The following is an 18,938-nucleotide window of genomic DNA, read 5'->3' on the forward strand; positions in this document are numbered from 1 at the left end:
CACGCCGTCTGGCGGCATGTCCTGCGGGCGGCGCCATGCCGCGCCTGCGCCAGCCGGGGGCCCATTGCCTGTCTCACATCAGTACTGACGCCTGGCCTGGCCCGCGACAGGGCCTTGCTGCAAGCGAAAATCAGGATAAAAGAGTTATGAAGCAACAACATACCGCCAGCCGGCACAAGCAGCAGGGATTCGTGTCCCCGGGCCGTGCCAATGAGAAGCTCTCCTCCCGGGTGCTCGACGAGGCCGACAAGTCTCTCGAGTACACCCTCACAGCCGTGCGCGGCAATGTCGACGGCCTGACCTCGACCGAGGCGGCCAACCGTCTGGTCCAGTTCGGCCCCAACGAGGTGACCCACGACAAGCCGCCCCATCCGCTGATCCAGCTGATGCAGGCGTTCAAGAACCCCTTCGTGATGGTGCTGATCGTGCTCGGACTGGTCAGCTACGTGATGGACGTGCTGATGGCCGAGCCGGGTGACGAGGATTGGGTCAAGGTGATCATCCTCGGCGTCATGGTCAGCCTGAGCGGCCTGCTCCGCTTCTGGCAGGAGTACCGCTCGGCCAAGGCGGCCGAAACCCTCAAGTCGCTGGTGCGCAACACCGCCACAGTGCAGCGCCGCCCTTCGCCGGGAGCCCCCTCCCTGCGCAAGGAAGTGGCGATGGTCGAGCTGGTGGCCGGTGACATAGTGCACCTGCAGGCGGGGGACATGATCCCGGCCGACATCAAGCTGATCGAATCCCGCGATCTCTTCATCAGTCAGGCGGTGCTGACCGGCGAGGCCCTGCCGGTGGAGAAATACGACACCCTGGGGGCCGTGGCCGAGAAGTCGGCGGACGGCAGCAGCACGGGGGAGGTGGGCCTGCTCGACCTGCCCAACATCTGCTTCATGGGCACCAACGTGGTAAGCGGCACCGCCAAGGCGGTGGTGGTGGCAACCGGCAGTGACACCTACTTCGGTTCGCTGGCCCGCAACGTGGTAAGCCACAAGCGCATCGAAACCAGCTTCGATCGCGGCGTGAACAGCGTCACCAGGCTGCTGATCCGCTTCATGCTGGTGATGGTGCCCGTGGTCTTCATGCTGAGCGGCGTCAGCAGCGGTGACTGGATGTCGGCGCTGACCTTCGCGCTGGCGGTGGCGGTGGGGCTGACCCCGGAGATGCTGCCCATGATAGTCTCCGCCAACCTGGCGCGGGGCGCCGTGGCCATGGCCAAGCGCAAGGTGGTGGTCAAGCGGCTCAACTCGGTGCAGAACTTTGGCGCCATGGATGTGCTCTGCACCGACAAGACAGGCACCCTGACCCAGGACAAGATCATTCTGGAGCACCACTACGACGTGCGCGGCAGCCGGGACGACAGGATACTGCAGCTGGCCTGGCTCAACAGCCATCACCAGAGCGGCATGAAGAACCTGATGGACATAGCCGTCATAGAGCACGCCGATGCGCTGGGTGCGGGCTGCAAGCCGGCTGGCTACAGCAAGGTGGATGAGCTGCCGTTCGACTTCGTGCGCCGCCGCCTGTCGGTGATAGTGCAGGATGAGAGTGGCCAGCAGCTGATGGTCTCCAAGGGGGCGGTCGAGGAGATGCTCTCCGTCTCCAGCCACATCGACGACGGCAAGCAGATCCGCGAGCTGGATGAGATTGAGCGCCGTGCCCTGCTGCGCCGCAGCGAGGAGTACAACGCCGACGGTTATCGGGTGCTGATAGTGGCGACCCGCGATATCCCGGCCGCCGAGTGCAAGCAGAGCTACCGCACCAGTGACGAGGTCAAGCTGGTGGTGCGCGGCTTCCTCACCTTCTTCGATCCGCCCAAGGATTCGGCCGCCCCGGCCATACGTGCGCTGAACGACTACGGCGTGGCGGTCAAGGTGCTGACCGGCGACAACCCCATCATCACCAGCAAGGTGTGTCGCGATGTGGGGCTGAACCCTGGGGTGCCCCTGCTTGGCAAGGACATAGAGGTGATGGACGACGTGGCCCTGTGCACAGTCGTCAAGCACACCACCATCTTCGCCAAGCTCACCCCGCTGCAGAAGTCGCGGGTGGTGAAGGCGTTGCAGGCCAACGGCAACACGGTCGGTTTCCTCGGTGACGGCATCAACGACGCCCCGGCGCTGCGGGATGCGGACGTGGGGATCTCGGTGGACAGCGGCGCCGACATCGCCAAGGAGACGGCCGACATCATCTTGCTGGAGAAGAGCCTGATGGTGCTGGAAGAGGGGGTGGTCAAGGGACGCGAGACCTTCGGCAACATCCTCAAGTACCTCAACATGACCGCCAGCTCCAACTTCGGCAACGTCTTCTCGGTGCTGGTCGCCTCTGCCTGGCTGCCCTGGGCGCCCATGCTGGCGATGCAGATGCTGATCCAGAACCTGGTGTATGACGTCTCCCAGATGCTGCTGCCCTGGGACAAGATGGATCCCGAGTTCCTCAAGCGTCCGCGCAAGTGGGAGGCCAGCAACATCAAGCGCTTCATGCTGTGGCTGGGCCCGACCTCCTCGGTGTTCGACATCAGCACCTTCTGCCTGATGTGGTTCGTGTTCGGAGCCGGCGCCATGTATGCCACCGCCAACGGCAGCATGGATCCCCTGGTCAACGGTCAGGCCATCATGAACTCGGGCTGGTTCATCGAGGGGCTGGTCTCCCAGACCCTGGTGGTGCACATGCTGCGGACCCGCAAGATCCCCTTCCTGCAGAGTACGGCTACCCTGCCGGTGCTGTTGTCGACCTCCATCGCCATCGCCATCGGCTGCTACCTGCCGTTCTCGCCGCTGGCGGAGCACTTCGGTTTCATCACATTGGAAGCGCCCAAGTACTTCATGTGGCTGGTGATCACCATGCTGGCCTACATGGGGCTGACCCAGGCGATCAAGACCATCTACATCAAGCGCCACGGCCAGTGGTTCTGATGGGATAAGCCTGGCCATCAGGTACCAGCGTCAGTGGTGCCCGGTGTGAACCAGACTGCCATGCGGATTTTTATCTGTGTGAACGCAAAGAGGGATGGCTCAGGCCATCCCTCTTTTTCATGGGGTCGGGAGGAGGTCAGTGCGGGACCAGGGCATAGGCCTCGCCGGCCATGCCGGTCAGGATGGAGAGGCTGACGGCGCCGAACAGCAGACCCGTGACCAGATTGAGCGGACGCTGGATCCGGCCAAGCAGGCGTTGGGCCCGCGGGGTGGAGAGGCTCCAGGCCAGCACGCCGAACCAGACCAGAGAGAGCAGGAACAGTTCCAGCACCAGCAGGCCGCGCGTCAGGCCGTCCACCTGCGGCGTCACCATGGCCGCCAGCAGTCCCATGAAGAACAGCAGCGCCTTGGGATTGAGCAGATTGGTGGCAAGCCCGCTCCATATCCCCTTGCGCCAGCCTTGCTGCTCACCGCCAGCCTTGAGCGCCAGTGTTGCCGAGCTGTGCCAGGCGGCCTTGAGCGCCCCCCAGCCGAGCCAGCCCAGATAGAGGGCGCCGACCACCTTCACCGCCATGAAGAGCCAGGGATGTTCGGCGATCAGCAGGCTGATGCCGGTCAGGCTGAGGGTGGCGTGCAGCAAGATGGCCAGTGCTATGCCGAGCGCCGCCCCCAGGGCCGTGGGCCTGTGCAGGCTGGTACGCAGGATCAGCGCGAAGTCCGGCCCCGGGCTCGCCAGGGCGATCAGATGGATGAGACCTATGGTCAGAAACAGGCTGGTGAACATGGCAAAACCTCGATGACGGTATGAGGTGACAGCATGGGGGATCAGGGCGGGGAGGCGATTGTAAAAGATTGCAGCTGTTGATGGTTATCGGCCGGGCTGGCCTGTCATGGCCCCTGGCTAGCCGGGCTGGCTGGTAAAAGACTGCATCTGCTGGCGGTAATCGGCGGGGGTCAGCCCGAAGGCCTGCCGGAAACCGTGGTGGAAGTGGCTCTGATCGAAGAAGCCGACCGCCAGCGCCACCTCGCTCACCGGCAGGCCGCTGCCGAGCAGGCGCTTGCCCTGCTCCAGTCGCAACCGCTTGAGCCAGGCGTAGGGGGTCATGCCGGTCTTCTTCTTGAACTGGCGCAGGAAGGCGAAGCGATCCAGTCCGAACAGGGCGGCCAGATCCTCCAGGCTGTGGCGCTCATCCAGCCGGGCCAGCAGATAGTCGCGCAGGTATCTGAGCTGGGGATCCGCCAGGGCGTGGCGCTCCGGCGCTATGTGCAACAGCTCGCCGAGCAGGCCCAGCAGTTGGCTCTCGGCCAGCAGGCCGTCCGCCTGGGGGGTGTCCAGATACATGTGCAGCCGGGCGAAGCCCTGATAGAGGTCGGGACGGCTCTGCAAGCCCTTGTCGAAGAAGGGCTCGGGGCTGTCCGGCAGCCAGCGCGCCAGCTGCTCGGGGGCGATGGCGAACACCCGCACCTCGTACCCTTCCGGCAGCAGACTGAGGCCGTCGTGCATCTCGTCCGGGTTGACGGTGGAGAGCTCGCCGCGCACCAGATTGTGGCTGCTGCCCTTGTGGATGAATTTCTGGCCGCCCTGCTGCACCAGACCTATGTGATAGTCCAGGTGAACGTGGCGGCCATAGCTGAACTCCCTGTGGTGGGAGTGGGAGAGTTCAACCCCCGGCAGCAGCCGGGATTGCCAGTAATGGATGCGGGATTGGGGAGCGCTCATCGACTATTGATAACCTGAAACCCGAATATTGGCTTGTAGATTATTGCAGTGCCGACGCGCCATGCCGTCAATCCTGACTGGCAGCCCGGCGCCGCTTGCCGCTGCGCAGCCCGTCCAGGCTGAACAGCACAAGCGCACTCCAGATGCAGCCGAAGGTGATCAGCTTGTCCAGCGCCAGCTCTTCCCCGTAGAGGGTGACCGCCAGTATGAACATCAGGCTGGGGCCTATGTACTGGAAGAAACCCAGGGTGGAGAGCTTGAGCCGGGTGGCGGCGGCGGTGAAGCAGAGCAGGGGCGCCGTGGTGACGGCACCGGCGGCGATCAGCAGCAGGTTGAGGTGCCAGTTATTTTCGGTGAGATGGCTGGTGGGACTGTCGGCGAATCCCCACAGGTAGATGGCGGCCGGCGGCAGCATGATCATGGTCTCGATCAGCAGGCCTGTGAGGGCATCGAGGGCCAGCTTCTTGCGGATCAGGCCGTAGATGGCAAAGCTCGACGCCAGCACCAGGGCTATCCAGGGCAGGGAGCCGAAGGCGATGAGCTGGACGGCGACCCCGATCACCGCCAGTCCCACCGCCCACCACTGCAGGCGGCGCAGCTGCTCGCTCAGGAACAGCATGCCGAGCAGCACGTTGAACAGCGGATTGATGTAGTAGCCTAGGCTGGCATCCAGCATGTGACCGTTGTTGATGGCCCAGATGAACAGCAGCCAGTTGCCGCCGACCGTGATGGAGGTGAAGGCCAGGGTGAGCAGCACTTTTGGCTGGCGCAGCACCGCCTGCACCTTGTGCCACTGACGGCCGATCAGGGTCAGCACCAGCAGCAGGACGCAGGACCAGATCATGCGGTGGGTCAGGATTTCGGCGGCCGGTACGGCCGAGATGGTCTTGAAGTAGATGGGGGCCAGACCCCAAAGGGTATAGGCGCACAAGGCATAGATGATGCCCTGACGCTGAGCTTGTTGCTGCATGTGGATAACCTTCACTGGAGAGTCGGATGCTGGAAAACATCGCAAAAAATCAGTGTAGCGATCCTTTTGGAGGGAAAGAAGTGAATAAATGATGATCAGCGGATTTTAACGGCGGTTTGCTCTGCTCAGCGGCCCCCGCCGCGACGGATCTTCTCGACGTCCAGCAGCAACCACAGCATGAGTGCGATGGCGGAGATCCACGGACCCCAGGTCACATAGGCCTCACCTTGCCCCAGCATGTAGAACAGCAGCGGCAGTCCTATCACCAGAAACACTACACTTCCCAGAAAAAATAACATTTTTATCTTTATATTTAAGGGCTTGTCTATTTGATGATTATATCGATTGAGGCGGGCGATGAAAGGGTAAAAATGAAAAAGGGGGATTTCTCCCCCAATTCGCTAGATGAGCGTCATTTCTGATGCTATTCGAGCTGGATCCAGGTGCTTTTCAGCTCTGTGTACTTATCCAGGGCGTGCAGCGACTTGTCGCGGCCGTTGCCGGACTGCTTAAAACCGCCGAACGGCATCGTCATGTCGCCGCCATCCCAGTTGTTGACGAACACTGTGCCGGCGCGCAGGGCGCGGGAGCCCTTGATCGCCTTGTTCAGATCCGCCGTCCAGAGCGCCGCGGCCAGACCGTAGTCGCTGTCGTTGCCGAGCGCTATGGCTTCTTCGAGCGTGTCGAAGCCGGTTACCGCCAGCACGGGGCCGAAGATCTCCTCGCGGAAGATGCGCATCTCGGGCGTCACCTCGTCAAAAATCGTGGGCTCGACATAGAAGCCGCCGCTCTCGGTGTGGGTGCGCTTGCCCCCCAGCAGCAGCTTGGCCCCTTCCTGTTTGCCAATCTCGATATAGCGCAGCACCTGCTCCATCTGGATGCTATCGACCATGGCGCCGATGCGGGTGGCGGGATCGAGTGGGTTGGCGGAGATCCACTCGCGGGCATGGGCCAGCAGCCGTTCCATGAACTGCGGCTTGATGCTGTTTTGCACCAGCAGGCGGGAGGCGGCGGTACACACCTCGCCCTGGTTGTAGAAGATGGCGCCGGCGGCACTCTTGGCGGCGGCGTCCAGATCCGGCGCGTCCGCCAGTATGATGTTGGGGCTCTTGCCGCCACACTCCATAAAGGCGCGCTTGAGATTCGACTTGCCGGAGCACTCCACCAGATGTTTGCCGATCCGGGTGGAGCCGGTGAAGGTGATGCAATCCACGTCCATGTGCATGGCCAGCGCCTCGCCCACCGTATGGCCAAAGCCCGGCAGCACGTTGAACACGCCATCCGGAATGCCCGCCTCTTTCGCGATCCCGGCGATGCGCAGGGCGGTGAGGGGGGATTTCTCGGAGGGCTTGAGGATGACGGAGTTGCCGGTGGCCAGCGCCGGGCCCAGCTTCCAGCAGGCCATCACCAGCGGGAAGTTCCAGGGCACTATGGCGGCGACCACCCCGAGTGCCTCGCGGGTCACCAGCGCCAGCGCGGACTCTTCCACCGGGGCGACCTGATCGTAGATCTTGTCGATGGCCTCGGCGTTCCAGGCGATGCAGTTGGCGGCGGCGGGGGCGTCATATCCCATGGCATCGCCGATGGGCTTGCCCATGTCCAGCGACTCCAGCAGCGCCAGCTCCACCTTGTTGAGGCGCATCAGCTCGGCAAAGCGTTGCATGATCAGCTTGCGCTGTTTCGGGGCCAGCCCGCTCCAGCGTTTGTCACTGAATGCGGCGCGGGCGGCTTGCACCGCCAGCTCGGCATCCGCGGCGTCGCAGGCGGCGACCTTGGTCAGCAGCTGGCCATTGGCCGGGTTGATGCAGTCGAAGGTGGCGCCATTGATGGCGTCCCGGTAGCTGCCGTCGATGAAGGCTTGCGAGGGCAGGGTCAGATGGGCGGCCTTGTGTTGCCACTGGGCCAGGGTCAGGTCACTCATGTTCACTCCTTGAACCGGCAAAGAATTGGTCTCCGCGTATCAATATGCTAAACATCTTGCCGCTTGTAAATCCATTCTGTAACAATTCATTAAACACTTGCCCCTTTATCCCCGGCAATGGCGGCCATCCTTGTCACTCGCCATGAGCGAGAAACCGGCCGGGGCAAGGCGTCAGCGATCGGCGTGAACGCCGTTGAATGGCCTTAGAAACTGGCCGGGGTGTTGGCGGAGATCAGCACGCACTCCTGCTCGCCCACGTTGCGAAAACGGTGCGGGGTACGGCTGTCGAAGTAGTAGCCATCACCCGCCGCCAGCTGGTGGATCTGCTCGCCGACTGTGACCTCGACCGTGCCCCGGATGATGATGCCGCACTCTTCTCCCTCGTGGCTCAGCATGTCGTCACCCGTGTCGGCACCCGGCGGCAGTATCTCCTGCATCATGCCGATGGCACGGTTGGCGCGGCTGTGGCCAACCAGCCGGTAGCTGATGGGATGGGTGCCGAGATCCGGCATGTCGCTGGCGCGGAAGATCACCTCGGTTCCCATCTCTGTCTCTTCGGTGAAGAAGCTGGCCAGGGACATGGGGATACCTTCCAGCACCTTGCGCAGTGAGGAGACCGAGGGGCTCACCTGATTTTTCTCGATCTGGGAGATAAAACCGTTGGTCACACCGGAGCGTTTCGCCAGCTCGCGCTGGGAGAGGGCCGCCTTGGTGCGAACCGCCTTGAGGCGGTGACCTATATCCATCAATAGACACTCCTTGACTGTTTACTATTATTAAAATTGTGTTAAATATCTTATACCACCCTGCTCATGTATCAGCTAGGGGTGGCACCAGATGGGGCGATAATGAGCCCCTTTTTAGGAATTTAGGTGTTTAATTTAATAGGCATAAGCCGATAGTTACTAAACACCTTAAGGATGAGGTGACCATGAAACCGATCAGCGACATCAATACGCCCTCCGACATGTCCGCCTTCTGGATGCCGTTTACCGCCAACCAGCAATTCAAGGCGGCGCCGCGCATCCTGAAGTCGGCAGAGGGGATGTATTATCACTCAGAGGATGGCCGCAAGATACTGGATGGCACAGCCGGGCTCTGGTGTTGCAACGCGGGCCATGGTCGCCGCGAGATAGCAGAGGCTGTCTCCCAGCAGATTTCCCACCTCGACTTTGCGCCGACGTTCCAGATGGGGCACCCCCTGCCGTTCGAGCTGGCCAACCGGCTGGTGGAGATAGCCCCCAAGGGGCTGGGCCATGTCTTCTATACCAACTCGGGCTCGGAAGCCGTGGACACGGCGCTCAAGATTGCGCTGGCCTGGCAGCGGGCGCGGGGGCAGGGCACCCGCACCCGGCTGATTGGTCGCGAGCGCGGCTATCACGGGGTTGGTTTCGGCGGCATCTCAGTGGGGGGGATTCCCGGCAACCGCAAGTGGTTCGGCTCTCTGCTGACCGGGGTGGATCACCTGCCCCACACCCTCAACATCGCCAAGCATGCCTTCACCAGGGGGCTGCCCGATGAAGATCTGACCCTGGCCGACGAGCTGGAGAAGATAGTCTTCCTGCACGATGCCAGCAACATAGCGGCCGTCATAGTCGAACCCATAGCCGGCAGTACGGGTGTCATCATGCCGCCCAAGGGCTACCTCAAGCGGCTGAGGGAGATCTGCACCAAACACGGCATCTTGCTGATCTTCGACGAGGTGATCACCGGCTTCGGTCGCCTCGGCTCCCCCTTCGCCGCCCAGGAGTTCGATGTCATGCCCGACATGATCACCTGCGCCAAGGGGCTCACCAACGGCGCCATCCCCATGGGGGCCGTGCTGGTGAGCAACGGCATCTATGACGACATGATGGCCGCCGGCAAGGGTGCCATCGAGCTGTTCCACGGCTACACCTATTCGGGTCACCCTGTGGCCGCCGCCGCCGCGCTGGCGACCCTCGAGATCTATCGCAACGAGAACCTGCTGACCCGCGCCGCCGATCTGGCGGGCTACTGGGAGGAGGCGGCCCATTCCCTCAAGGGCTGCAAGCATGTGAAGGACGTGCGCAACTACGGACTGGTGGCGGGCATAGAGCTCGAATCCCTGCCGGATGCGCCGGGCAAGCGTGCCTACGAGGTGTTCGTGCGCTGCTTCGAGAAGGGGGCGCTTGTCCGCGTCACCGGCGACATCATAGCCCTGTCGCCGCCCCTCATCATGGAGCGCAGCCAGATAGACGATCTCTTCACCCTGCTGCAGGACGTGTTGCAGACGCAGGCGTAACCGATTTTCACCTTGAATTGCATGGCGCCCCGGATTTGGGCGCCATCTCCCTGTGCCCGGCTCGCGCGAGACGGCGCAGGGAGAGACGGATTAACCATCACGGAGGATTTATGACATACAGGGTCAGCAACTTTATCAACGGCGAGACGACAGAGAGTCGCAGCGAGCGCTTCGGTGCCATCTTCAACCCGGCCACCGGCCAGCAGCAGGGTCAGGTGGTGCTCAGCACGGCCGCCGAATGCGGCGAGGCCATTGCCGTGGCGGAGCGCGCCTTCGCCGACTGGTCGCAGACCCCGCCGCTGGTACGGGCCAGGGTGCTGTTTCGCTTCAAGGAGCTGATGGAGCAGCACAGGGATGATCTGGCCCGGCTGATCAGCCGCGAGCACGGCAAGGTCTTCTCCGACGCCCAAGGGGAGCTGACTCGCGGGCTGGAGGTGGTGGAGTTTGCCTGCGGCATCCCCCATCTGCTCAAGGGGGAGCACTCCCTCAACGTGGGCCGCGGGGTGGACAGCCACTCCATGATGCAGCCGGTGGGGGTGTGCGCCGGCATCACGCCGTTCAACTTCCCGGCCATGGTGCCGCTCTGGATGTTCCCGGTGGCCATCGCCTGCGGCAACACCTTCATTCTCAAGCCGTCCGAGAAGGATCCGTCCCTCTCCCTGCGCATGGCCGAGCTGCTCAAGCAGGCCGGTCTGCCGGACGGTGTGCTCAACGTGGTCAACGGCGACAAGGAGGTGGTGGACGTGCTGCTGACCGATCCGCGGGTCGGCGCCGTGTCGTTTGTCGGTTCCACCCCCATAGCCCAGTACATCTATGCCACCGCCTCGGCCCACGGCAAGCGGGTACAGGCGCTGGGCGGCGCCAAGAACCACATGCTGGTGATGCCGGATGCGGATCTCGATCAGGCAATTTCCGCCCTGATGGGGGCGGCCTATGGCGCCGCCGGTGAGCGCTGCATGGCGATCTCGGTGGCCGTGGTGGTGGGGGATGAGACAGCCGATGCGCTGGTGGCCAAGCTTTCGCCACTGGTGGCGCAACTCAGGGTCGGGCCGGGTCTGGGTCAGAGCCCGGAGAGCGAGATGGGGCCCCTGATCAGTCGTGAACATCTGGCCAAGGTGCGCGCTTACGTGGATCAGGGGGTGGCCGAGGGGGCCCAGTTGCGGGTCGATGGTCGCGGCGTGAGTCACGGGGAAGGTTACTTTATCGGTGGCAGCCTGTTCGACCGGGTGAGCCCCGAAATGCGCATCTACCGGGAGGAGATCTTCGGCCCCGTACTGGCCATAGTGCGGGCCCCGGATTACGAGACGGCGCTCAGGCTCATCAACGAACACGAGTACGGCAACGGCACCGCCATCTTTACTTGCGACGGCGATACCGCGCGGGACTTCACCGCCAGGGTTCAGGTCGGTATGGTAGGGGTGAACGTCCCCATCCCAGTGCCCATGGCGTTTCACAGCTTCGGTGGCTGGAAGCGGTCCATCTTCGGGCCGCTCAACATGCACGGGCCGGATGGGGTGCGTTTCTACACCCGGATGAAGACGGTGACGGCGCGCTGGCCACAGAGCCTGCGCGCCGGCGCCGAGTTCTCCATGCCGACCATGAAGTGACGCGCAGGCACGCTGCCATGGCCTAACTTGTTGCCCCCGCAGGCCATAGCTCTGCGGGGGCAATCTCTGTAAAGGAGTTACAGATGCGACTGGGAATTCTCGATTGTGACCGGCTGGACCCCGATTTGGCGGGTGATTTCGGCCCCGTTTACTCCGAGATGTTTATCAAGGGCTTTCGGGCCCTGGCCCCCGGGCTGGAGTTTCGGGTCTGGTCGGCGCTCGATGGCGAGCTGCCGGACGACCTGCACGGGTGCGATGCCTGGCTCATCACGGGTTCGCGTCACGATGCCTACAGCGATCTGCCCTGGATCCAGGCGCTGCGCGGCTGGATCCGCCAGGCCCACGATGCCGACGTCAAGCTGGCCGGAGTCTGCTTCGGCCATCAGGTGATCGCCCAGGCGCTGGGGGGCGAGGTGGTGAAATCCACCAAGGGCTGGGGGCTCGGCGTCTCAGTTCATCCCATGCTGGCGACCGGAGCCTGGATGCAGCCCGGGCTGGACACCATCCGGATCCTGGCCAGTCACCAGGATCAGGTCGAGCAGCTGCCGCCGGGCGCGATCCGGCTGGCGGGTAACGATTTTTGTCCCAACTTCATGTTCTTGCAGGGGGATCACATAGTCGCGATTCAGGGACATCCGGAGTTTTCGGTGGAGTACAACCGGGCGCTGATCGAGCGGCGGCGGGACTTTCTGTCCGACGACCGCTATCAGCGCAGCCTTTCCTCGCTGGAGGGGGAGGTGGACTCGGCCACCATGATGCAGTGGCTGTTGCAATTTTTGGGCATACTGCCCGGTGGCGAAGGAGCGACCGGCGGGATCACAGCAGGAGAGCGAGCATGATTATTGGCGTACCCAAGGAAATCAAAAACCATGAATACCGGGTCGGCATGACTCCCGCCGGAGTGCAGGAGCTGGCGGCCCGGGGACACAAGGTCCTGGTGCAACAGCAGGGAGGCGAGGCGATCGGACTGTCCGATGCCGAGTACCAGGCGGCCGGGGCCGAACTGGTGGCCAGCGCGGCGGAGATCTTTGCCCGGGCCGAGATGATAGTGAAGGTGAAGGAGCCCCAGCCGGAGGAGTGTGAACTGCTCAGGCCGGATCAGCTGCTGTTCACCTATCTGCACCTGGCGCCGGATCCGGTGCAGACCCAGCTGCTGGTGCACTCGGGGGCTGTGGCCATCGCCTACGAGACGGTGACTGACGAGCGCGGCGGCCTGCCGCTGCTGGCGCCCATGTCAGAGGTGGCGGGGCGGATGGCGATCCAGGCCGGGGCCCACAGCCTGGAGAAGGCGCAGGGGGGCAATGGCACCCTGCTCGGTGGCGTACCCGCGGTGGCGCCCGCCAAGGTGGTGGTGTTGGGGGGCGGTGTGGTTGGCGTCAACTCGGCGCGCATGGCGCTGGGACTGGGAGCCGATGTCACCATTCTGGATCGTTCCCTGCCGCGGCTGCGGGAGCTGGACAGCCTCTATGGCCCGGCCCTCAAGACGCTTTACTCCACTCGCACCAATATCGAGGCCTGCATCGCCCAGGCGGATCTGGTGATCGGCGCCGTGCTGATCCCGGGGGCGGCGGCGCCCAGGCTGCTGACCCGCGACATGCTCAAGCTGATGCGCAAGGGCTCGGTGCTGGTGGACGTGGCCATCGATCAGGGCGGCTGTTTCGAGACCTCCCACCCGACCACCCACGAGGAGCCCACCTATGTGGTGGACGGCATCATTCACTACTGCGTGGCCAACATGCCGGGCGGCGTGGCGCGTACCTCCACCTTCGCCCTGACCAATGCCACCCTGCCGTTCGTGCTGGCGCTGGCCGACAAGGGCTACGCCCAGGCGCTCAGGGATGACAAGCACCTGCGGGCCGGTCTCAACGTGTTCAAGGGCAAGATCACCCAGGCGGCGGTGGCCCAGGCGCTCGGCTACGAGTACGTCAGCGCCGAGTCCGTGCTGGGCTGACGCCGCAGCGTGAAGCTGGCCGGCAAACGTCGAGCGGGCTCACAAACCCCGCGATTTCAGGGAGGGCCGTCAGGGCCCTTTCTCATATACTGGGATCCCTTGTCAGTGAGGTCTCTCCATGTCCCGTATTCTGCTGCTCGCCAATCTCAACTGTGATCATGTGCTCTCCCTCTCCGAACCCCTGGTGGCCGGAGCCCGCCTGCAATACGTGGATCAGGGCCGCCGGCTGGGGGGCGGCGCCGCCAACACCGGCATAGGGCTGGTGTGGGCCGGCCACGAGGTGACCATAGCCTCCCGCATCGGGCTGGATGAGGCGGGCGACTGGCTGCTGGAGCAGGCGGCGAGCTATGGGCTGGACTGCTCCCACGTGGAGCGGTTCGGCGGTGAGACAGGCGAGCTGCTGATCCTGGTGGACTCCACCGGCGAGCGCACCATCCTCAGACGGCCGAGGCGCCCCGATCTGCCCGGCGATTTGCCGCTGGAGGGGGTGGACTGCCTCTACGTGAACTATCCCGGCACCGCCATCATCGGCTACATGCGACAGATGCTCGGCAAGAGCTTCGTGGTGGCCCAGTATCCCAAGGGCGGGCAGGCGCGCCGCCCCTGCCACGTGTTGGTGGCCTCCCGCTCCGATCTCGGCGAGGTGAGCGACCCCTGGCAGCATGCCCGCCAGCTGGCGGGAGAGCAGCTGGAGTGGCTGGTGTTGACCGAAGGCAAGGCAGGGGCCGTGGCCATTCACGGCGAGGAGCAGATCCGGGTGGCGGCGCGGCCCGTGTCCGTGGTGGACACCACGGGGGCGGGGGATGCGTTCGCCGGCGGCCTCATTCACGGGCTGGCCCGCGGCATGGCGATCCAGGATGCCCTGCAGTGCGCGGTGGATTGGGGGGCCTTCGCGGTCGCCTCCGAGAGCTCGATTCCCTCCAGCGCCTTGAAAAACTGGCTCAGGCAGCCTCACTGAATCCTGAAAAACGGTTTCGTATGGAGCAGGTGAATCCACTCGGGTGTGTGGGGAAGACAGGCGAATTTAGCCGCCAAAAACACCCCAAACCTTGGACTAAGCCTGCAAGTTTGCGATCAATCAAAGAAAGTGTCGATTTATGTGCATCTTCATCGACACCCGCCTGAGCTGCTCTTAACCTTGTCACTCCACGACTCAGATTAAGATGCGTACTCCGTGCAAGCGAAGCGCGGCCCCGCTTCTTAGCTTTAGGTTGTCGTCCTGATTTCTGGCTTGTAGTAAGAGGCAAGTGCGACCATGCAACTGACACGATTTACCGACTATGCCCTGCGTACCCTGACTTTTTTGGCGGTTCAGCCGGGAGATCGCCTGTCGACCATCACTGAGGTGGCCGATACCTTTGCCATCTCCCGCAACCACGTGGTCAAGATAGTGCACCAGCTCGGCATCAAGGGGTACATAGAGACGGTACGTGGCAAGCATGGCGGCATCCGCCTCGGCCGCTCCGCCGTCTCCATCAACCTGCGCGATGTGGTGATGGACATGGAACACGTGCTCTGCCCGGTGGATTGCAAGCGCGAGAACTGCCGCCTCTCCGGTGGCTGCCGCATCCAGGGCATACTGCGCCGCGCCATGAACGCCTTCCTCGAGGTGCTGGGGGAGTACACCCTGGCCGATGCGGTGCGCGATCCGACCCGGCTCTGCCACCTGCTCGGCATCGAACAGGATTCCATCCTGGCCATGGCATAAACGCCGCGCCGGACATGACAAAGGGGCCCACAGGCCCCTTTTTGCTTTCTGGTATTTGAGACTAGGGTGGCGGCCCGGGTCAGAGCTGGGGGATCAGGGTGATGGCGCCATGGAAGCAGGCGAGGCCGCAGGCGCCGCAGCCATCGCACGCCGCCATGTTGACGCTGACGCCGTCGGCGGTGGCCTTGATCGCCTGCTGGGGGCAGGCATCTTCACACAGCAGGCAGTAGAAGCCCTGTTTGGCCTGACAGCTCGCCTCTATCTGCACCCGGGTCTGCACCTGTCGTCCCCACTGCAGGTCGAGGGCGCCGGTCGGACAGGCCCTGGCGCAGCTGCCGCAGTAGCTGCACTGGCCGCAGGCGAGATCCAGCACTGGGGTGCCGGCGATGGCGGTCCCCTCGTACTCGGGCTGGCTTGCCGGTTTGAGCAGGCCGTTGGGACAGGCCTTGAAGCATTCACCGCAGCGGGTGCAGAGGGAGAGGTACTGGGACTCTTCGATGGCCCAGGGCGGGCGTGCCTCGTGACAAACCACGTCCGGTTTGCGGGAGCCCCCCAATGCGTGCGTCAGCCATCGACAGAAAAAATGAGTCATGCTCACCCCTGATACCTATTAGGGGTTAATTTTATCCAAGTTTCGGCTGGCAAGCCAGAGAATAGCGCCGGCCAGGATCGCAAGCCGGGTTGCCCTTGTGTAAGCTAGGCGAGTCTTTTTGCGGGATTGAATGAACTCATGTGGTTATTTCTGTGGCGTGCGTCTCTGTTGTATATCTTCCCCCTGCTGATGTGGGGCTACTGCCGCATCAAGGATATAGAGTTCGCCGAGCTCGATACCGGGGTTAACAGTCACAAGTGGGTGGTGTTGGCCGCCTACCTCCTCTATGTGGTGATCTGGCTGTTGCTCAACCGCTACCTCGAGCTCTTCCTGCGTCAGCGGAGCCGCAAATGATCGAGCCCGGGCTCTGGGGGATCTTGTTGCCTGCCGCCGTGCTGGCTCTCGGGCTTGGCTGGCTGATCGGGCGTCGGGCCGCCACGGCGCAGGCTCAGGAGCTGATGCTGGCACAAGAGCGCCATCAGGCGCTGCAGGATCGCTTCGACGAGTTGCAGGACGAGCGGATGCAGGGCCAGCAGAAGCTGGATCAGCAGCAGACTCTGCTGATCAAGCTCACTGCCCGCCTCAAGGATGCCGAAGCCACCCTGCGCAGCGAGCGGCTGGCCGCCGCCGAGAAGCTGCAACTGCAGCAGGAGGCGGAGCAGCGCCTCAGCCAGCAGTTTGAAAACCTCGCCAACCGTATCTTCGAACAAAATTCCGGCAACTTCCGCGAACTGAACCAGAACAGCCTGGATCTGCTGCTGACTCCGCTCAAAGAGCAGCTCGAGGGCTTTCGTCGTCAGGTGGGAGAGACCCACGCCCAGGAGACGGCCCAGCGCCACAGCCTCAAGTTCGAGCTGGAGCGTCTGGCCGAGCTCAATGCCCGCATGACCGAAGAGGCGGCGGCCCTGACCCGCGCCCTCAAGGGGGACAGCAAGCAGCAGGGCAACTGGGGTGAGGTGGTGCTGGCGCGCATCCTCAGCGAATGCGGCCTGCGCGAGGGCCACGAGTACCATACCCAGGTCAACATCGAGGTGGACAGGGGCAAACGCTACCAGCCCGACGTCATAGTCCACCTGCCCCAGGAAAAAGACATCATCATAGACGCCAAGGTGTCGCTGACCGCCTACGAGCGCTGGTACAACGCGGACGACGAGCTGGGCAAGGCGGTGGCGCTCAAGGAGCACGTCGCCTCGGTGCGCAACCACATCCGCGAGCTGGGCCGCAAGGATTACCAGCAACTGCCCGGGGTGCGTACCCTGGACTATGTGCTGATGTTCGTGGCGGTGGAGCCCGCCTTTCTGACCGCGGTGGAGGCCGATCCCTCCCTGGTGCGCTACGGCCTCGACAACAATATACTGCTGGTGAGCCCCACCAACCTGATGGTGGCGCTGCGCACCATAGAGAACCTGTGGCGCTATGAGCGGCAGAACCAGAATGCCCGCCAGATCGCCGAGCGGGCCGGTCGCCTCTACGAGAAGCTGCGGTTGTTCGTGGAGGAGATGCAGCAGATGGGGGGCAGCCTGCACAAGGCGCAGGAGAGCTACGACAAGGCGATGGGGCGGCTGGTCAACGGCCGTGGCAACTTGATCGCCCAGGCCGAGCGCTTCCGCGAGCTGGGGGTCGAGGTGACCAAGACGCTGCCCGAGCCGCTGGTCAACCGCGCGCTGGAGCGGGAAGAGTCCGCCGAGTGAGGTGGATGGTCATGCACGGCATGAGAGGAAGAAGGGCAGCCATTGGCTGCCCTTCTTGTTTTCGTTTGTCGGCGGACTCCGGAGTGCAACTTGATCACTGCTTCCAGAAGGAGGGGAAGAAGAGCACGGCCACTGTCAGGATCTCGAGCCGCCCCAGCAGCATGCCGAACGACAGTATCCACTTGGCAGAGTCCGGCAGGGTGGCGAAGTTGGTGCTGGGTCCTATGACGGGGCCCATGCCGGGACCCACGTTGGCCACGGCGGTGATGGAGCCCGAGATGGCGGTCAGGGGATCCAGCCCGATGGCGGCGAGTAGGGCGGCGATCAGCAGTATGACGGCGAAGTAGGCCAGCACGAACGAGATCATGGAGCGGATGATGGCGTCGTTGACCGGACGACCGTTGTACTTCTGCGGGAAGACGGCGGAGGGGTGCATCAGCTGGCGCATCTGTTTCTTGAACAGGGCGAACGCCACCTGTACCCGGAAGATCTTGAGCCCGCCGGCGGTGGAGCCGGAACAGGCGCCCAGTGCCAGCAAGATGATGAAGATGATGCTGGTGAGCGGCCCCCAGGTGCCGAAATCGCCGAGGCCGAAGCCTGTGGTGGTGAGCACTGAGACTATGTTGAAGCTGCTGATGCGCAAGGCATCCATGAAGCCGTAAATGTCCCTTATCCACAGATAGAAGGTGACGACGACCGTGACCCAGATCACCAGCCAGAAGAAGCCCTGCACCTGTGCATCCTTGAGCAGGCTGTTGTCACGGCGGGAGAGGGCTTGCACATAGAGCAGGAAGGGCAGGCCGCCGAGGAACATGAAGAGGGTGCCGATCCAGTGTGCCGAGTGGGAGAAGTGGGACATGGACTGATCCGAGGTGGAGTAGCCGCCGGTGCTGAGGGTGGTCATCGAGTGGTTGACCGCCTCGAACAGCGTCATGCCGCTCACCCAGTAGGCGAGGAAGCAGAGCATGGAGAGCACCAGATAGACCACCACTATGTTGTTGGCCACCGTCTTGGCGCGCGGCGCGCTCTTGTCCGACCAATCCGAGCTCTCGGTCTGGAACAGCTTCATGCCGCCCACGTTGAGGTAGGGCAGCACGGCCACCGCCATCACGATGAAACCCACACCCCCCAGCCACTGCAATATGGAGCGCCACAGCAAGATGCTGTGGGCCATGCCGTCGAGCCCCGACAGCACTGTGGATCCCGTGGTGGTGACCCCTGACATGGTCTCGAAGTAGGCATCGGTGAAGTCGATGTGGTTGATGAAGAAGAAGGGCAGGGCGCCGAAGATGCAGGCCACCACCCAGACCGAGGTGGTGAGCAGGAACATCTCCCGCACGCCGAGGTGGAACACCGCCTTGCGGCCGTAATGAAGGCAGAGCAGGGCCGCGCCGTGGGTGATCAGCACGGATTTCAAGAACTCGACGAACCCCTCGGAGCCGGTGAGCAGGGCCAGCAGGGTGGGCAGCCACATGAACAGGGCCAGCTTGGAGAGCACCAGCCCTAGGGTGAAGATGATGGGACGCAGCTTGATCATGCAAGATAACCTGGTCGTTGATTGACAAAAGACCCGGACAATCCCTGGTAGGGGCTGTGCCGGGTCTGG

17 protein-coding genes are annotated in these 18,938 nt (G+C 63.3%); 9 read left to right on the forward strand and 8 right to left on the reverse strand.

The window, feature by feature from the left end; translation table 11 throughout:
* Positions 1 to 146 precede the first annotated feature (146 nt).
* Positions 147 to 2,909 (forward strand): magnesium-translocating P-type ATPase, encoded by a 2,763-nt coding sequence (mgtA, locus tag IU367_RS00825; protein ID WP_274453194.1) that lies wholly within the window; start codon positions 147 to 149, stop codon positions 2,907 to 2,909.
* Positions 2,910 to 3,045: 136 nt separating this feature from the next.
* On the opposite strand, the gene IU367_RS00830 is transcribed toward mgtA, so the two are convergent.
* The 6 genes from IU367_RS00830 to IU367_RS00855 all read right to left on the reverse strand — a co-directional run bounded on the left by IU367_RS00830 (position 3,046) and on the right by IU367_RS00855 (position 8,266).
* Positions 3,046 to 3,693, reverse strand: a complete 648-nt coding sequence (locus IU367_RS00830; RefSeq protein WP_043141603.1) for a LysE family translocator — start codon at positions 3,691 to 3,693, stop codon at positions 3,046 to 3,048.
* Positions 3,694 to 3,810: 117 nt separating this feature from the next.
* A complete protein-coding gene (locus IU367_RS00835; RefSeq protein WP_098981052.1) occupies positions 3,811 to 4,629 on the reverse strand; it encodes an AraC family transcriptional regulator in 819 nt (272 codons plus the stop codon).
* 67 nt (positions 4,630 to 4,696) lie between these two features.
* Positions 4,697 to 5,599, reverse strand: a complete 903-nt coding sequence (rarD, locus tag IU367_RS00840) for an EamA family transporter RarD (protein WP_103472668.1) — start codon at positions 5,597 to 5,599, stop codon at positions 4,697 to 4,699.
* Positions 5,600 to 5,724: 125 nt separating this feature from the next.
* Positions 5,725 to 5,874 (reverse strand): hypothetical protein, encoded by a 150-nt coding sequence (locus tag IU367_RS00845; RefSeq protein WP_165576249.1) that lies wholly within the window; start codon positions 5,872 to 5,874, stop codon positions 5,725 to 5,727.
* A gap of 149 nt (positions 5,875 to 6,023) precedes the next feature.
* Positions 6,024 to 7,520: an aldehyde dehydrogenase gene (locus IU367_RS00850; protein WP_274453195.1), complete on the reverse strand. Its 1,497-nt coding sequence runs from the start codon at positions 7,518 to 7,520 to the stop codon at positions 6,024 to 6,026.
* 203 nt (positions 7,521 to 7,723) lie between these two features.
* Positions 7,724 to 8,266 carry a cupin domain-containing protein gene (locus tag IU367_RS00855; RefSeq protein ID WP_043136526.1) on the reverse strand — a complete coding sequence of 181 codons (543 nt, stop codon included), beginning with the start codon at positions 8,264 to 8,266 and terminating at the stop codon, positions 7,724 to 7,726.
* 185 nt (positions 8,267 to 8,451) lie between these two features.
* On the opposite strand from IU367_RS00855, the gene aptA reads away from it, so the two are divergent.
* The 6 genes from aptA to IU367_RS00885 all read left to right on the forward strand — a co-directional run bounded on the left by aptA (position 8,452) and on the right by IU367_RS00885 (position 15,049).
* On the forward strand, positions 8,452 to 9,783 hold the full coding sequence (aptA, locus tag IU367_RS00860; protein WP_042866871.1) for an omega-aminotransferase AptA: 1,332 nt from the start codon (positions 8,452 to 8,454) through the stop codon (positions 9,781 to 9,783).
* Positions 9,784 to 9,893: 110 nt separating this feature from the next.
* On the forward strand, positions 9,894 to 11,390 hold the full coding sequence (locus tag IU367_RS00865; protein WP_274453197.1) for a CoA-acylating methylmalonate-semialdehyde dehydrogenase: 1,497 nt from the start codon (positions 9,894 to 9,896) through the stop codon (positions 11,388 to 11,390).
* 83 nt (positions 11,391 to 11,473) lie between these two features.
* A complete protein-coding gene (locus tag IU367_RS00870; RefSeq protein ID WP_098981049.1) occupies positions 11,474 to 12,229 on the forward strand; it encodes a glutamine amidotransferase-related protein in 756 nt (251 codons plus the stop codon).
* Positions 12,226 to 13,341 carry an alanine dehydrogenase gene (gene ald, locus IU367_RS00875; RefSeq protein WP_042866877.1) on the forward strand — a complete coding sequence of 372 codons (1,116 nt, stop codon included), beginning with the start codon at positions 12,226 to 12,228 and terminating at the stop codon, positions 13,339 to 13,341. The genes IU367_RS00870 and ald overlap by 4 nt, the downstream gene beginning before the upstream one ends.
* Positions 13,342 to 13,459: 118 nt before the next feature.
* Entirely contained in the window at positions 13,460 to 14,299 is an 840-nt protein-coding gene (locus IU367_RS00880) for a PfkB family carbohydrate kinase (protein WP_043136515.1), read from the forward strand.
* 297 nt (positions 14,300 to 14,596) lie between these two features.
* Positions 14,597 to 15,049 carry an Rrf2 family transcriptional regulator gene (locus tag IU367_RS00885; RefSeq protein ID WP_011704258.1) on the forward strand — a complete coding sequence of 151 codons (453 nt, stop codon included), beginning with the start codon at positions 14,597 to 14,599 and terminating at the stop codon, positions 15,047 to 15,049.
* A gap of 79 nt (positions 15,050 to 15,128) precedes the next feature.
* On the opposite strand, the gene IU367_RS00890 is transcribed toward IU367_RS00885, so the two are convergent.
* The gene (locus IU367_RS00890) at positions 15,129 to 15,641 is read right to left on the reverse strand and encodes a ferredoxin-type protein NapF (protein WP_098981048.1); all 513 of its coding nucleotides are present in this window, start codon (positions 15,639 to 15,641) and stop codon (positions 15,129 to 15,131) included.
* Between the two features lie 138 nt (positions 15,642 to 15,779).
* Between IU367_RS00890 and IU367_RS00895 the strand changes: the two genes are divergently transcribed.
* Both IU367_RS00895 and rmuC read left to right on the forward strand, forming a co-directional pair.
* Entirely contained in the window at positions 15,780 to 15,995 is a 216-nt protein-coding gene (locus IU367_RS00895) for a hypothetical protein (RefSeq protein WP_043136509.1), read from the forward strand.
* Complete coding sequence (rmuC, locus tag IU367_RS00900) at positions 15,992 to 17,332, forward strand: DNA recombination protein RmuC (RefSeq protein ID WP_274453198.1); 1,341 nt, start codon at positions 15,992 to 15,994, stop codon at positions 17,330 to 17,332. The genes IU367_RS00895 and rmuC overlap by 4 nt, the downstream gene beginning before the upstream one ends.
* Positions 17,333 to 17,426: 94 nt before the next feature.
* On the opposite strand, the gene IU367_RS00905 is transcribed toward rmuC, so the two are convergent.
* Positions 17,427 to 18,869 (reverse strand): TrkH family potassium uptake protein, encoded by a 1,443-nt coding sequence (locus IU367_RS00905; RefSeq protein WP_274453199.1) that lies wholly within the window; start codon positions 18,867 to 18,869, stop codon positions 17,427 to 17,429.
* Positions 18,870 to 18,938: the final 69 nt, after the last annotated feature.

Source organism: Aeromonas bestiarum, from assembly GCF_028751155.1.
Taxonomy (GTDB): Bacteria; Pseudomonadota; Gammaproteobacteria; order Enterobacterales; family Aeromonadaceae; genus Aeromonas; species Aeromonas bestiarum.

Coding starts and splice junctions, on each gene's coding strand:
- mgtA (WP_274453194.1), top strand. CDS start 147: ATGAAGCAACAACATACCGCCAGCCGGCACAAGCAGCAGGGATTCGTG.
- IU367_RS00830 (WP_043141603.1), bottom strand. CDS start 3,693: ATGTTCACCAGCCTGTTTCTGACCATAGGTCTCATCCATCTGATCGCC.
- IU367_RS00835 (WP_098981052.1), bottom strand. CDS start 4,629: ATGAGCGCTCCCCAATCCCGCATCCATTACTGGCAATCCCGGCTGCTG.
- rarD (WP_103472668.1), bottom strand. CDS start 5,599: ATGCAGCAACAAGCTCAGCGTCAGGGCATCATCTATGCCTTGTGCGCC.
- IU367_RS00850 (WP_274453195.1), bottom strand. CDS start 7,520: ATGAGTGACCTGACCCTGGCCCAGTGGCAACACAAGGCCGCCCATCTG.
- IU367_RS00855 (WP_043136526.1), bottom strand. CDS start 8,266: ATGGATATAGGTCACCGCCTCAAGGCGGTTCGCACCAAGGCGGCCCTC.
- aptA (WP_042866871.1), top strand. CDS start 8,452: ATGAAACCGATCAGCGACATCAATACGCCCTCCGACATGTCCGCCTTC.
- IU367_RS00865 (WP_274453197.1), top strand. CDS start 9,894: ATGACATACAGGGTCAGCAACTTTATCAACGGCGAGACGACAGAGAGT.
- IU367_RS00870 (WP_098981049.1), top strand. CDS start 11,474: ATGCGACTGGGAATTCTCGATTGTGACCGGCTGGACCCCGATTTGGCG.
- ald (WP_042866877.1), top strand. CDS start 12,226: ATGATTATTGGCGTACCCAAGGAAATCAAAAACCATGAATACCGGGTC.
- IU367_RS00880 (WP_043136515.1), top strand. CDS start 13,460: ATGTCCCGTATTCTGCTGCTCGCCAATCTCAACTGTGATCATGTGCTC.
- IU367_RS00885 (WP_011704258.1), top strand. CDS start 14,597: ATGCAACTGACACGATTTACCGACTATGCCCTGCGTACCCTGACTTTT.
- IU367_RS00890 (WP_098981048.1), bottom strand. CDS start 15,641: ATGACTCATTTTTTCTGTCGATGGCTGACGCACGCATTGGGGGGCTCC.
- IU367_RS00895 (WP_043136509.1), top strand. CDS start 15,780: ATGTGGTTATTTCTGTGGCGTGCGTCTCTGTTGTATATCTTCCCCCTG.
- rmuC (WP_274453198.1), top strand. CDS start 15,992: ATGATCGAGCCCGGGCTCTGGGGGATCTTGTTGCCTGCCGCCGTGCTG.
- IU367_RS00905 (WP_274453199.1), bottom strand. CDS start 18,869: ATGATCAAGCTGCGTCCCATCATCTTCACCCTAGGGCTGGTGCTCTCC.